The organism is Lujinxingia vulgaris, from assembly GCF_007997015.1.
GTDB lineage: Bacteria > Myxococcota_A > Bradymonadia > Bradymonadales > Bradymonadaceae > Lujinxingia > Lujinxingia vulgaris.
In genome coordinates this window covers 107,781-121,973 of the sequence record NZ_VOSM01000010.1, presented here as the reverse complement: position 1 = coordinate 121,973, position 14,193 = coordinate 107,781, and the positions used below count along the sequence as shown (strand labels likewise).

The 14,193-nt window shown below is 62.8% G+C and carries 8 protein-coding genes; 6 read left to right on the top strand and 2 right to left on the bottom strand.

The window, feature by feature from the left end; translation table 11 throughout:
* The first annotated feature begins 97 nt into the window (after nt 1–97).
* The 3 genes from FRC98_RS17155 to FRC98_RS17145 are packed head-to-tail and all read left to right on the top strand — an operon-like array spanning nt 98 to nt 6,692.
* Nucleotides 98–2,092 (top strand): type I restriction-modification system subunit M, encoded by a 1,995-nt coding sequence (locus FRC98_RS17155; protein WP_146982655.1) that lies wholly within the window; start codon nt 98–100, stop codon nt 2,090–2,092.
* Complete coding sequence (locus tag FRC98_RS17150) at nt 2,089–3,441, top strand: restriction endonuclease subunit S (protein WP_146982654.1); 1,353 nt, start codon at nt 2,089–2,091, stop codon at nt 3,439–3,441. Before FRC98_RS17155 ends, FRC98_RS17150 begins: the two co-directional genes overlap by 4 nt.
* A 53-nt stretch (nt 3,442–3,494) precedes the next feature.
* Nucleotides 3,495–6,692 (top strand): type I restriction endonuclease subunit R, encoded by a 3,198-nt coding sequence (locus tag FRC98_RS17145; RefSeq protein WP_146982653.1) that lies wholly within the window; start codon nt 3,495–3,497, stop codon nt 6,690–6,692.
* Nucleotides 6,693–7,147: 455 nt separating this feature from the next.
* Here the strand turns inward: FRC98_RS17145 and FRC98_RS17140 are convergent, their stop codons facing one another.
* Nucleotides 7,148–8,002 (bottom strand): DUF6261 family protein, encoded by an 855-nt coding sequence (locus FRC98_RS17140; protein WP_146982652.1) that lies wholly within the window; start codon nt 8,000–8,002, stop codon nt 7,148–7,150.
* Nucleotides 8,003–8,348: 346 nt separating this feature from the next.
* On the opposite strand from FRC98_RS17140, the gene FRC98_RS17135 reads away from it, so the two are divergent.
* Nucleotides 8,349–9,281: a DUF808 domain-containing protein gene (locus FRC98_RS17135; RefSeq protein WP_146982651.1), complete on the top strand. Its 933-nt coding sequence runs from the start codon at nt 8,349–8,351 to the stop codon at nt 9,279–9,281.
* Between the two features lie 9 nt (nt 9,282–9,290).
* On the opposite strand, the gene FRC98_RS17130 is transcribed toward FRC98_RS17135, so the two are convergent.
* Nucleotides 9,291–10,544 carry a helix-turn-helix transcriptional regulator gene (locus FRC98_RS17130; protein ID WP_146982650.1) on the bottom strand — a complete coding sequence of 418 codons (1,254 nt, stop codon included), beginning with the start codon at nt 10,542–10,544 and terminating at the stop codon, nt 9,291–9,293.
* A 286-nt stretch (nt 10,545–10,830) separates the two neighbouring features.
* On the opposite strand from FRC98_RS17130, the gene FRC98_RS21695 reads away from it, so the two are divergent.
* Nucleotides 10,831–11,889, top strand: coding sequence for a hypothetical protein (locus FRC98_RS21695; protein ID WP_230467726.1), 1,059 nt, complete (start codon nt 10,831–10,833; stop codon nt 11,887–11,889).
* A 255-nt stretch (nt 11,890–12,144) separates the two neighbouring features.
* Nucleotides 12,145–14,130: an FG-GAP repeat protein gene (locus tag FRC98_RS17120; protein ID WP_230467725.1), complete on the top strand. Its 1,986-nt coding sequence runs from the start codon at nt 12,145–12,147 to the stop codon at nt 14,128–14,130.
* Nucleotides 14,131–14,193 lie beyond the last annotated feature (63 nt).

Below are 14,193 nucleotides of genomic sequence, written 5' to 3'. Positions count from 1 at the left end.
GCCCGTTTTTACCGGCTTGAGGCGCCGCTTTGCTTGATGCAGTCCACATCCCTCGCTCGGTCAAACTGGCGAGGTGGTTCATAGCAGGAGTACCCGCGTGAATACCGAAAACCACTCTCAAACCGCCGCGTTCTTATGGTCCGTCGCCGACCTCTTACGCGGCGATTTTAAGCAATCGCAATACGGCCGCATCATTTTGCCCTTCACGCTCCTGAGGCGTATGGAATGCGTGCTCGAGCCCACCAAAGAAGCGGTCTTGAGCGCGGCCGCGGCCCATCAAACAAAGCCGGACGCGGTGCGCGAAATGCTGCTGCTGCGCGCCGCCGGGGACCTGCAATTCTTCAACGCCTCGCCGCTCACGCTGGCCACGCTCTCGGACACCCAGACCGCCGCGGATCTGATGAGCTATGTGCAGTCGTTTAGCAGCGACGCGCGCGAAATCTTCGAGCATTTTGAGTTCGAGAATTTCGTGCAGCAGCTCCAGAACGCCAACCTGCTCTATATGGTGGTGCAGCGTTTTGCCGCCACCGACCTGAGCCCGAAGCACATCAGCAATTTCGGCATGGGCATCATCTTCGAGGAGCTGATCCGAAAATTCGCCGAGAGCTCCAACGAGACCGCCGGGGAGCACTTTACCCCGCGCGATATCGTCCACCTCACCACCTCGCTGGTGCTCACCGGCCAGGACGAAAAGCTCGCCCCCCACAAGATCGTCACCATCTACGACCCCACCGCGGGCACCGGCGGCTTTTTGTCGGAGGGCGACGAATACATCGAATCCATGACCCGCCAGGTCACGGTCTCGCTCTTTGGCCAGGAGCTCAACCCCGAGTCCTACGCGATCTGTAAGGCCGATATGCTCATCAAGGGCAAAGACGTCTCGCAGATCAAGCTCGGCAACACCCTCTCCGACGACCAACTCGCCGGCACCAAATTCGACTTCATGCTGAGCAACCCGCCCTTTGGCGTCGAATGGAAGAAGGTCAAAAAGCAAATCACCCGCGAGCATAAAGAGCGCGGCTTCAACGGGCGTTTTGGCCCCGGCCTGCCGCGCGTCTCCGACGGCTCGCTCCTCTTTTTGATGCACCTGGTCAGCAAGATGCGCGACCCGCAAGAGGGGGGCTCGCGCATCGGCATCATCCTCAACGGCTCGCCGCTCTTCACCGGGGGCGCGGGGTCTGGCGAGTCCGAGATTCGGCGCTATCTGCTGCAGAATGACCTGGTCGAGGCCATTATCGCCCTGCCCACCGACATGTTCTACAACACCGGCATCGCCACCTATATATGGATTCTGTCCAACAAAAAGGCCGCCGAGCGCCAGGGTAAAGTGCAGCTTATCGACGCCAGCGACCAGTTCGCCAAAATGCGCAAATCGCTGGGCAGCAAACGCCACTACATCACCGAGGAGCAGATCGACCAGATCGTGCGCCTTTTCGGTGATTTCGCCGAGACCCCAACCAGCAAAATCTTTCCCAACGACGCCTTCGGCTACCGCCGCATCACCGTCGAGCGCCCCCTTCGCCTGAACTTCCAGGCCAGCCCCGAGCGCCTCGCCCGCGTGCCCGAAGAACGCATGATCGAAAAAATGGACGACGACGCCCGCGCCCAGCTCATGCAGGCCCTGCAGACCCTCGACCCCGCCGAGCGCTACTTGAGCCGCCCCCGCTTCAAAAAGACGCTTAACAAGGCCCTGAAGGCCCACGGAATCGAGCTGCGCGCCCCCGAGCGCCGCGCCATCCTCAGCGCCCTGAGCGAGCAGGACCCCGATGCCGATATCTGCCTCGTCCCCAGCGGCAAATACAAAGGCGATACCGAGGCCGACACCTCCCTGCGCGACTACGAAAACGTCCCCCTCGGCGAGTCGGTCTACGAGTATTTTGAACGCGAGGTAAAACCCCACGTCCCCGACGCCTGGATCGACGAAGACAAACGCGACGAGCTCGACGGCGAGGTCGGCATCGTCGGTTTTGAGATCCCGTTTAATCGCCATTTTTATGTGTTTGAGCCGCCGCGCCCGCTCGAGGAGATTGACCGGGATTTGAAGGCCTGTACGGACCGGATTAAGCAGATGATCGAGGAGTTGTCGGCATGAGTTATCCTAAATATCCAGCGTATAAAGATTCTGGGGTGGAGTGGTTGGGGGAGGTTCCGAAAGGGTGGGATATTGCAAATATCAAACTTTTTGCTGAACTCATCACTGGAATCACTCCACCCAGTAGTGATTTGAGTAATTATACAAAAGAAGGATGGCCATGGATTCGTCCTGAAGATCTTGATAATTCTGGCGATGCCGTTTTGGCCTCGCGATTTTTAACAGATAAGGGATGGAGGTTTTGCCGAACAGTTAAAAGCAAATCAACTCTAATTTGCTGCATTGGCTCCATCGGCAAGCTTGGCTTTGTCGAGTCTAATGTAACTACCAACCAGCAAATTACAGCAGTTGTGCCAAAGAGAAATGAAAGATTCTTCTTTTACTTAATGCACACTTTAAAACCAGCTTTTAATATTAACGCAACCGGCAATGTACTTAGAATTCTAAATTCAGAACGGCTTGGAAATATTGCGATTACAATTCCTTCTCAAAATGAGGCTGAGACAATCGCCCGCTTTCTCGACCACGAAACCACCCGCATCGACGCGCTGATCGAAGAACAGCAGCGCCTGATCGAATTGCTCCAGGAAAAGCGCCAGGCCGTGATCTCCCACGCCGTCACCAAAGGCCTCGACCCGACGGTGCCGATGAAGGATTCCGGGGTGGAGTGGCTGGGGGAGGTGCCGGCGCATTGGACGGTTGGTGGTGTAACGCACTTTATCGGCCCAGTAGTGGATTACCGAGGAAGAACACCAACAAAAGTTGATGATGGTATTTTCTTAGTTACTGCTAGGAATATTCGTAATGGACAAATCGACTACGAGGTATCGAAAGAATACGTTGAGCCTGAGTCCGCTGAATCGCTGTTGGCTAGAGGGCGTCCTGAGATAGGAGATTTATTATTTACAATGGAAGCACCGCTCGGACAGGTTGCATTAATTGATCGAACAGACATTGCTTTGGCTCAGCGAATTGTCAAATTCAGAGGCAAGCCGGATGTAATGAATAATCACTATTTGATGTTCTGGTTTATGAGCACAGCCTGCCAGGCTAGATTGGAAACTTTGGCAACCGGATCAACAGCTTTAGGCATTAAAGCAAGCAAGTTAGGAATGATTGAATGTCTTGTTCCCCCATTGAAAGAACAGGATGCTATCGTTTCGCATCTTCAGAAAGAGACTGCTAAAAGTGACACGTTAATTAATGAAGCAGAGCAAGTAACTTTACTCCTCCAAGAACGCCGCTCCGCCCTCATCTCCGCCGCCGTCACCGGCAAGATCGACGTGCGCGACTGGCAACCGCCCACCCCTTCCAAAACGCATGACGTGGAAGAGGCCGAGGCCGTATAAACTCTTTTCTCGTGCACGAAGCCCCTTCGAAGTCCCCACCCAAGGTCGTACCCATGGCGAAAAGCACAGAAGCCCCCTTCCAGCAGGATATCATCGACGCCATGTGCGCCCGGGGTTGGCTGACCGGCCCGCCTAAGGGCTACGACCGCGAGGCGGCGCTCTATACCGAGGATTTCCTCACCTATTTCAAAGAGGCGTGGCCCAAGCGTTGGGAGAAATTCGCCAAGATGAATCCCAATGGGCCCGAGGCGGTGTTGGTCCAAAAATTGGTGCGGGAGCTGGCGCAACAGGGGACACTCAAGGTGCTGCGCCAGGGGTTTAAGGTGCCCGGGGTGCGGGTCGAGACTTGCAGCTTTAAGCCCGACCACGCCATGAACCCGGAGAGCCAGCGGCGCTACGCGTGCAACCGCCTGCGCGTGGTGCCCGAGGTCGCCTACTCGCCGCACGCGCGCACCGGCGCCAACGCGTACAACCCCCGCCTCGATCTGGTGCTCTTCGTTAATGGCATCCCCACCGCCACGCTCGAGCTCAAGAGCGAGTTCAAACAATCGATCGAGAACGCCAAGCGCCAGTACAAACAGGACCGCCCGCCTAAAGACCCGCTGACCCGCAAGGACGAGCCGCTTTTGACCTTCAAGCGCGGCGCGCTGGTGCATTTTGCGGTGAGTCAAAGCGAGGTGGCCATGACCACCCGCCTGGAGGGCAAGGACACCTTCTTTTTGCCTTTTAATCAGGGCAGCGAGGACGACGGGGCGGGCAACCCGCGCCCGGCCGACGACACCCAATATGCCACCGCCTACCTGTGGGAGCGCCTCTTTCAGCCCGACGCCTGGCTTAAGATTCTGGCCCGTTTTCTGCACCTGGAGCAAAAGACCGAGGAGCATTTCGACGGCACGCGCACCGTCAAAGAGACGATGATCTTCCCGCGCTACCACCAATGGGAGGTGGTCAATCGGCTGGTCGAGACCACCCACCAGAATGGCGTTGGCGGGCGCTATCTGATCCAGCATAGCGCCGGCTCGGGCAAGTCGAACTCCATCGCCTGGACCGCCCACCAGCTCGCGTCCCTCTACGATGCTAGCGGCGAAAAACGCCTCTTTGACTCGGTGATCGTCATCACCGACCGCACGGTGCTCGACGACCAACTGCAAAAGACCATCGACCAATTCGAGCACGCCGCCGGGGTAATCCAGCCGATCAACCGCGAGATCAGCAGCAAGAGTAAATCCGAGCAGCTCGCCCGTGCCCTGCTCGAGCAGAAGCGCATCATTATTGTCACCATCCAGACCTTCCCCGCGCTCTACGACGCGCTGGACAAGTACCCCCAGCTCGCCGGCGGCCGCTACGCGGTGATCGCCGACGAGGCGCATTCCTCCCAGACGGGCCTCTCGGCGGGCAAGCTCAAGCAGTTGCTGGGCAGCGAGGGCGCCGACGCCGAGGAGCTCAGCGCCGAGGACCTGATCACCGCCGCGGCAAAGGCGCGCGGGCCCAACGAGCACATCAGCTATTACGCCTTTACCGCCACGCCCAAGCCCAAGACCCTCGAGCTCTTCGGCCATGCCCCCGACCCGACGCTGCCGCCCGGGCCGGGCAATACGCCCGAGCCCTTCCACCTCTACTCGATGCGCCAGGCCATCGAGGAGGGCTTTATTCTCGACGTGCTGCTCAACTACACCACCTACAGCACGGCCTGGCGGATCGCGCACCCCAATGGCGAGCAGGACGACGAGGTCGACTCCAAAAAGGCGCGGCTCAAATTGGCCAAATGGGTGCGCCTGCACCCGCATAATATCGGGCAAAAGGTCGAGGTCATCGTCGAGCATTTCCGCGCCCACGTGCGCCACCTGCTCGGCGGCCAGGCCAAGGCGATGGTCGTCACCAGCAGCCGCCAGGAGGCCGTGCGCTACCAACTCGCCATGCGCAAATACGTCCAGGATATGGGCTACGACGATGTGCACCCCATGGTGGCGTTCTCGGGCAGCGTTGCCCCCGACGCGGTCATCCCCGAGGAGGTCACCGAGACCAGCAGCCTGCTCAACCCCGGGCTGAACGGGCGCGATCTGGCCAGGGCCTTCGACACCCAGGATTTCAACGTAATGATCGCGGCCAATAAGTTTCAGACCGGCTTCGACCAGCCCAAGCTCTGCGCCATGTACGTCGACAAAAAGCTTCAGGGCGTCGACTGCGTGCAGACCCTCTCGCGCCTCAACCGCACCTTTAGCGACGACAAGCAGACCTTCATCCTGGACTTTTATAACGAGGCGGCCGACATCCTGGCCGCGTTTTTGCCCTATTATAAGAAGGCCGAGCTCAGCGACGTGACCGACCCGCAGAAGGTCTTTGATCTGCAAAACCTGCTCAACGACGAGGGCATCTACCAGTGGCAGGAGGTCGAGGCCTTCGCCCGGGCGTTCTTTGACCCCAAAACTCCCAACGCCACGCTGGCCTACTATTGCAAGCCCGCCCACTCGCGCTTCGCCGAGCGCTACAGCGCCGCCCGGGACGCCCGGGAGCAGGCGAAGGCACGGCGCCGCGACGCGCAGGCCGCCGGCGACAGCGTGGCCATCAACCAGGCCGAGCACGACCTGAAAGTCGCCGGCGAGGAGCTCGACGGGCTGGAGCTCTTCCGGAAAAACCTGCAGAGCTTTGTGCGCCTCTACGAATTCATGTCGCAGATCATCCCCTACGAGGACCCCGAGCTGGAGCAATTGAGCGTTTTTGCTCGCCACCTGCACCCGCTTTTGCGCATCGACCGCCTCTTTGAGGAGGTCGATATCGGCGAGCTACGCCTGACGCATTACCGCCTCAATAAACGGGCCGAGCAGCAGCTACGGCTGGCGGATCACGATGGTGAGTCGCCGCTCAAGCCGGGCTCCGACGTGGGCACGGGCAAGGCGCGCGACCCCAAGAAGAAACGGATCTCCGAGATCATCGAGGCGCTCAACGAGCTCTTCGGCGCCGAGGTCAACGAGGAGGATAAATTGCAATACCTCACCGGCATCGCCGCGCGCATGAGCCGCGATGAAAACCTGATGGCCCAGGTGCAGAACAACTCCGACGAGAAGCTTATCGGCAGCTCTGATTTCCCCAAAAGCGTCAAAGACAATGTGTTGGACGCCATGAAGGACCACGAAAAGCTGTCTCTTGAGGTGCTCAATACGGAGAAATCTCAGCGCGCGTTCACGCGCATGGTCTTGCGTTTGCTCAAAGACCCGAAATTTTTGGAGAGCGCGCAGCTGCTCAGCGCCTGATCGCCCCCCATACCCCCCCTCCCCCCCATCGCCATGCCCCCCCGCGCCCTCCCCGGCCACCGAGGGGGGGATCGGCATGGGGGGCGCGGCGCGCGGCTGGCGCAAAATTTGCGCCTTTATGGCGTCTTGAGGCCCCTGAGGCCACCCCACCCCCCATTCACATCCCCCCTGCGCGGCGGCGGTGGCTTTTTTGGGGGCATCTGCATGGGGGGGCCGCAGGGGTCGGGGCCCTGCGGCCGGCATAAAACGCCGGCTTGAGCCCCCCCGGGGGTCTCAAGGGGGCATCGGGATCCCCCTTTTCCGAAAAACGCGGGGGCGCAGGGGGCATCTGGATGGGGTGGCTGGAGGGGTCGGGGCCCTGCGGCTGGCATCCGATAGGAAACGCGCCCCAACGCAAAAACGCCCCGGGCCGCATCGAGCGGTCCGGGGCGCTGTTTGGGTGGGTCTGGCGCGGATTAGAGCGTATCAAGCGCGGGGCTGGGGTCGGCGACCGGCTCCGCCGGCTCCCCCGCGTTCGGGTCGCCCGCCACCTCGTCCAGCACCTCGCCAGTCTCCGGGTCGATCGGAGGGGCGATGCGCCGGCGCTTATAATACGCGCGCACGCGCTGCTCCTGCTCGTCGACCGGGGCCAGGAGCTTCGCGCGGGTGGCCGGGTCGTGCAGGTAGTCGTTCCACACCCGCAGAATCACGGCGAAATACGCCTCCAGCCCGACGCGGTGGGCCTCCTGCACCTGGTCGTAGGTGATGGCGTTGGTTTTGAGCCCCGAGAGACGCTCGGTGTACTCGGCGTTCACCGTGGTCAGCTGCGTGACATAGATCTGCAGGCCCAGCGCGTCGACCTGGCTGGCATAGTCGCTTTGAAGGCGCTCTAAAAGCTCATCGATGGCGGCGTTCTGGTCTTCGTAGCGCAGCGAGGTGGTCACCCCGACGCCCTCGGGGAAGAGCGCGGCCTGCATCGTGCGGGCCATCTGGCGGTTGGGGTGGTCGAGCTCAAGCTCGGCCCAGTTCGCGATGGCGCGCGCCAGCTGGCTGAGCGCGCGGTCGGCGCGGGCGTCGACCTCGGCGATGCCCTCGCGTTGCAGCGGGGCGGTCTGGCGCTGATTTCGCCAGTCGAAGGTCAGCGACCGGTTTTTGGTATTCACGGCGATGGCCTCTTCGACCATGCCTTTGAGCTCCGCATTGTCGATCTCGGCCGGCTGCCCGGCCTGCGGGCTCAGGCGCGCGTGCTGCTTTTGCAGCGCAAAGAGCATCGCGCCGGCGGTGGGTTGGCGATAGTTCAGAAGGTCCGTCAACTGCACATATGCGCTCATGGTTCTCTCCATGCAAAGGGACCGCCCCCACTGGGCGAGTCGACAGGTTTTTACTGCGAGTGGAGATACGTTAGGGCGCTCGGGGGTTCGGCGCAACCGGACTGCGTTGCTCGCCAGGCCTTGAAGCTCGGTCTCCTGGATTACGCGCGGGCGCCCACAAGGGGCGCCCCTACGAAAACGCCTCAAAGGCGCATAAATAAAGGGGATTATCCGACCCTGGGTCGGTCGCGAAGCTGACCCCGGGTCGAAGGCCGCGCCCACGCAGGGGTTGCAGTCTGCGCGACTTAAGGCGAGAGTCTGGCGCGCACGGCATATTTTAAAACGACTTTTTTCAGGATGGACTGCCATGGCCGGAACAAGCCTGCTTACGCTGATCGACGATATCGCCACGCTGCTCGACGACGTCTCGGTGATGACGAAGGTCGCCGCCAAAAAAACCGCCGGACTCATCGGCGACGACCTGGCGGTGAACGCCGAGCAGGTCACCGGCTTTGGTGCCGAGCGCGAGCTCCCGGTGATCTTCGCCGTCGCCAGAGGCGCGATGATCAACAAGGTGATCCTCATCCCGGCCGCCCTGCTGATCAGCGCGTTTTTACCCTGGCTGCTCGTCCCGCTTCTGCTCGTCGGCGGCGCCTTCCTGGCCTACGAGGGGGCGCATAAGGTCCACCACAAGCTCTTTCATAAAGAGGAAGAGGCCCACGAGAAGGAAGAGCTCGTCAAGGCCGCCCGCGACGAGAAGGTCGACCTGGTGGCCTTTGAGAAAGAGAAGATCAAGGGCGCCATCCGCACCGACTTCATCCTCTCGGCCGAGATCATCGTCATCGCCCTGGCCGCCGTCGCCGAACAATCCAGCGATTTTGTCACCCAGCTCGGCGCGCTCATCGCCATCAGCGTGATCGTGGTCGTGGGGGTCTACGGGCTGGTCGCGGGCATCGTGAAGATCGACGACCTGGGCCTCAAGCTCATCAAGAAAAACAATGGCGAGAGCGCCCTGGGCAGCTTCCTGCTCAACGCCTCCCCGAAGATCATGAAGGGGCTGGGGATCTTCGGCACCGTCGCGATGTTTTTGGTCGGCGGCGGGATTTTCTCACATAATATCGCGCCGATTGAGCACCTCTTCCACGACCTGGCGCACGCCGCCGGCCCGCTTGCCGGAGCGCTGCGCTACGGGCTCGACGGCATCCTGGGCGTGATCATCGGCGCGATCATCGTGGCGATTCTCAGCCTGGGGAGCCGGCTCAAGCCCTCCACAGATGAGGCGGCCGACGGCGCGGCGTAAGGCGAGGGCTCAGCTCGATTCGCCGCCGCCAAGCCGTCGCACGAGCTCTTCGCGCGAGTTGAACCCGAGTTTTGTGTAGATCGCGCGCAGCTGGTTGGCCACGGTTCGCACCGAGGTTTTTCGACGCGCGGCGATGGCCTCATTGCTAAGCCCCTCGTAGACCTGACGCGCCACATCGCGCTCGGCCTCGGTGAGCTGCGCCGGCAGATCGCAGGGCCGGTCGGCGAGCGCAAGCAGCGCGCTGTCCTCCATCGGGACGGGGCTCGGCGCTTCAAAGACCGAGCTGACCAGACGAATCAGCCCGGCGCGACCCTCGACATTGAGCTTGAGCATCGCCGAGCGCAGCTGCGAGCGCACCGTCGAGGGTGAGAGCCCCAGCTCATAGGCCACCAGCTTGGTGTGGTGGCCGCGTCCCACAAGATAGGCGACCTGCCGCTCTCGCTCGCTCAGGCGCACGGTGCTGCGCACATCGACGGCGTTCTCCCGCAGGATCGTGTAGGTGCGCCCGTCGCTGTCGACCACATCCAGCAACGACCAGCGCCCGGCCACCAGCCCCTGCCAGAGCGTCATCGCCTCCAGCGGTCGGTGCTCGGCCAGAGCGTCGGCCTGGCGTCGTGCGGCGATCATGGCGCGGATCGTCTCCCGGCGCGCGGCGGGTTTCAGCGTGGTTTCGCGAACCTCCAGGCGGTCGGTGCGAGGATCGTAGATGGCGGCGGCGCCATCGAGATCGGCCCGATCCAGGCGTTGACGCAGCCTGGCGCCGGCGGCGATATGCGCGGCGACATGCTCCCAGAGGGCACGGCGCGCCGGCTCCACACCGGCGACCTCGTCGCGCATCACGCTGAACATCCACCCCTGGCAGCGCGACTCATCGACCCGCAGCATCTCAAAGTCGATCACGTCGCGATCATGGGCCAGCCGCTGCATATCCGAGTCGTCGCGAAGATCCTCTAAGGCCGGGTGGGCCTGCGCGATCTCCGAGAGGCTGCGGTAGCAATAGGGTTGCTCGTAGGCCAGGCGCGCCCGGGTCGGGTCGAGGTTTTGCAACAAGGAACGAAACATCGTCTCGTCACCCTCCCAACCTCCGCGGGTGATGAACTCCTCGGGAATCACTCGCCCCTCTTCCACCCGCCAGCGAAACCCCACAAATCCTCGCCCCCGATCAAGCCGGGGCCCCATCATCTCGACCAGCTCGTTGAGCCACCCCTCGTCATCGCCATCGAGGCGGTAGGCGGCATGGGCAATCTGTACAACGTGACTCAAAACGCTCCTCGCATGATGCCGTAAGCTCGCCGCGCGCTCGTCGAACCACGCGGGTGAAGCTCCAGGGTGCTGTAGGTCCCTCATTATAGGCGTCGGCGGCGGCGCTGACAGCCGACGGCCCCCTGATAGACGAATTGACTATACGCGTGAATGGCCCTTTCGGACGCGCTCATCTGCATGCGGCGGTCGGCTGATGGACACGATGACTATGGCTCGCCAGGCGGCCCCTGCCCTTTGATACGAATTGTCACAACAACCCCAACGACGCTTTGTATCGAGGTGTTTCATGCGTGCAACTCCCTTCACGACCTTCGTTCTTGCGACGAGCCTGCTGCCGCTTCTTCTGCTCGCGCCGGCCTGTGGCGAGGATGCCCCGGCCGACGATGACCCCGCTCCCGTGCAGTCTGATGCAGGCGAAGACGCCGACGCCGGCGAGGACTCGGACGCCGGAGACGATCCCGACGCTGGCGAAGATACCGACGCCGGAGACGATCCCGACGCTGGCGAAGATACCGACGCCGGCGAAAACAACGACTGCACACCGGAGGGCGCGGGCACCTCGTCCTTCGACGCCCCCATCGCCACCGCGGTTGGCGAAGCCATCTCCGGAGTCGCCGACAGCGAGTGGGACTACTACCGCATCGAGGTCCCCGACCCCGAGGGCTTCTGGCAGTTTGAGCTCGTCGCCGACGACGATGACCTCGACGCGGCGGGCATCGAGATCGAACGCGTCGCCGGATACAGCGATGAGGCCGGCGAAGATCCCTACTGGGACAGCGAGGAGCTCGGCAAGACGCCGGAGGGCTCGGCCATCTGGCGAGGCGCCTACGATAACAAGACGTCTCCTGGCTGGTTCGAGCCCTGGTTTGGCGACGACCTGGAGCCCACCTTCATTCGCGTGCGCGCCGCTGAAGGCCAGAGCTGCACCCCCTACGAAATCAACATCACCTTCGACGACACCTACACCTGCTCGTCCAATACCCCCGGCGGCGGCCGCTCCCTCGACGCCGTTCCGCTGCCCGACTCGCCATTCTACGGCAGCTTCTACTCCCCCGACGTCGGCACCGATGACAACGACTGGTACAGCCACTTCGTCCCCTCCGGCACCGCCCGCTACTACGTCGTGCGCTCCCTCGTGCCCTACCGCTTCGCCCTCACCAACGCAGACGGCATCACCCTGGGCGCTGATTTTGGCGTCATCAACGCCCCCAGCCCCCTGACCCTGGGCATCGCCTATACCGAAGAGGGCACCTACGACTACCTGCTGCGCATGGAGCATATCCACAGCAGCTCGTTCGGGTGTGTGCCCTTCATCATCGACGTGATCGACGAGCCCCACCCCTGAGCGTCCGCTTCGTCTCCCCTCATCCTCGCCATCGATCCCGGGTGCCCGATCCCGGGTGCCAGCCGACCGGGGTGAGGGGCGGTGAATGCAAAGCTCGCACGCTCCAGCCCCCCTCGCCCTCCGGAGCCTTACCCTGCTTCGGCATGCCCCCCGCGTGGGATGGTGGGGGGGCTGGACGCAATGACCATTCAGGCCGAGGCGCACACCTGCTTTGATACATCTCGTCACAAAACCAACCTGTGTATGAGGTGTTTCATGCTCCATCCCAAGCCCTCCGGCTCACTCCTTCCGCTGCTCCTGACCGCCCTTCTCACGCTCTCCCCCACGTTGGGGTGTGGCGGCGAGGAGGAGGCCGATACCCCTGATGTTGACGCCGGCGATCCGGGCGACGTCGAAGACGCCTCGGATGGCGATGCGGACGCCGACGCCGGGGAGAACCCGGATGCCGATCCCGACACCGACGCGGGAAGCTCCCCGGATGCGGACGCCGGCGAAAACACCGACACCGATGAAGATTCGGACGTGCTCGATCCTCCCCCCTGTCCGGTTGACGAATACGTCGACGCCGGCACCTGCACCGCCTGCCCCGCGGGCACCACCAACGAAGCCGGCGACGACCCCGGCGGCGAAGACACCTCGTGCGACGCCATCCTCTGCGCCGCCGACGAGCGCGTGGACGCCAACGCCTGCGTCCCCTGCGGCGCCGATCTCACCAGCGTCGAAGGCGCTGACGCCTCCGGTCCCGACACCCAATGCTTCAGCGACGACGCCTGCTTCACCATCCTCGGCGTCGACTGCGACGCCTTCAACGGCACCTACTTCAAGGCCGCCGAACCCAATGGCGACGACCAGTTCGGCCAGGCCAACGCCATCAACGCCGACGCCACCGTCCTCGTCACCGCCGCCCCTTATGACGACGCCCCCGGCGCCACCGGCTTCGATCTCCTCTCTGAATACGGCGCCGTCCACATCTTTACCCGGGACGATGAGACCTGGTCGCTCCACTCCGAGATCACCGCCTCCAACCAGGGCGTGGGCGATAACTTCGGCCTCCACGCCCTCGCCATCGACGCCAGCGGCGACACCCTCATCGTCGGCGCGCCCAATGAGGACAGCGGCCCCGATAACCCCACCGAAAACACCCACCCCGACGCCGGGGCCGTCTACGTCTTTGAGCGTCAGACCACCGGAAGCGGTGATGCCTGGGTCGAGAGCGCCATCCTCAAAGCCTCCGACCTGATCGGCGGCGGCGATCGCTTCGGCTCTGCCGTCGACATCAGCCCCGACGGCAACACCATCGTCGTCGGCGCCCCGCTGGAAGACAGCCTCGACGACCCCGAAGATTTCAACGCCACCGACTCCGGCGCCGCCTACGTCTTCTTCCGCGACGACCAGGCCGACACGGGCTGGCGTGAGGTCGGGTTCTTAAAAGCCGACAACGCCAGCGGCGGCGACGGCTTCGGCGGCTACGTCGCCGTCGACGGCACCACCCTCGCGATCGGCGCGCAGTACGAAGACAGCACCGCCACCGGCGTCAACCCCACCGACACCACGAACCCCGAAGGGTTGGAGTACGACTCGGGCGCCGTCTACGTCTTCAGCTTTGAGCCCGGCGTCTCTTGCTGCACCCAGGAGGCCTATATCAAAGCCTCCAACACCGACACCCGCGACCGCTTCGGCTACCGCGTCGAGCTGGCGGGCGACGTCCTGGCCGTCAACGCCCCCATCGAAAAGAGCAACGCCAGCGGCATCGACGCCGAGCAGATGAACAACGGCCAGCAAAGCGGCGCCGTCTACGTCTTCCGCCGCACCAACGGCACCTGGGCCCAGGAGGCCTACATCAAATCCCCCCTCAACCGTCAGGGCCACAACCCCGCCTTCGGACAGGGTTTAGGCCTCAACGCCGACGGCTCCATGCTCGCCATTGGCGCCTTCCTCGACGACAGCAGCGCCGTCGGCCTCAATGGCGAGGAGCAGGATTGGGACCTCCCCGCCTCCGGCGCCGTCTTCCTCTTCGCCTTTGAGGGCGGGCAGTGGACCTACTCCGCGTTTCTCAAAGCGCCGAACTCCATCAACGGCATCCGCTACGGCCAGGACCCCGAGTTCAGCGCCAGCGGCGAACGCCTGGCCATCGGCGCCTACCACGAATCCGGCAACTCAAGCGGCATCGACGGCGACATGAACAGTTTTGGCACCACCCGCGCCGGCGCCCTCTTCATGCACCGCGTCGCGCCCTGGTAGCCGCCCCCCCGGGATGAGGCTGCGATGTCCTGTCGTGGCCTCATCACGCTCCATTCCCCTGTC

Excerpts from the sequence above, each read along its gene's own strand:
- FRC98_RS17120 (WP_230467725.1), top strand. The coding sequence starts at position 12,145 with ATGCTCCATCCCAAGCCCTCCGGCTCACTCCTTCCGCTGCTCCTGACC.
- FRC98_RS17145 (WP_146982653.1), top strand. The coding sequence starts at position 3,495 with ATGGCGAAAAGCACAGAAGCCCCCTTCCAGCAGGATATCATCGACGCC.
- FRC98_RS17140 (WP_146982652.1), bottom strand. The coding sequence starts at position 8,002 with ATGAGCGCATATGTGCAGTTGACGGACCTTCTGAACTATCGCCAACCC.
- FRC98_RS17135 (WP_146982651.1), top strand. The coding sequence starts at position 8,349 with ATGGCCGGAACAAGCCTGCTTACGCTGATCGACGATATCGCCACGCTG.
- FRC98_RS17150 (WP_146982654.1), top strand. The coding sequence starts at position 2,089 with ATGAGTTATCCTAAATATCCAGCGTATAAAGATTCTGGGGTGGAGTGG.
- FRC98_RS21695 (WP_230467726.1), top strand. The coding sequence starts at position 10,831 with ATGCGTGCAACTCCCTTCACGACCTTCGTTCTTGCGACGAGCCTGCTG.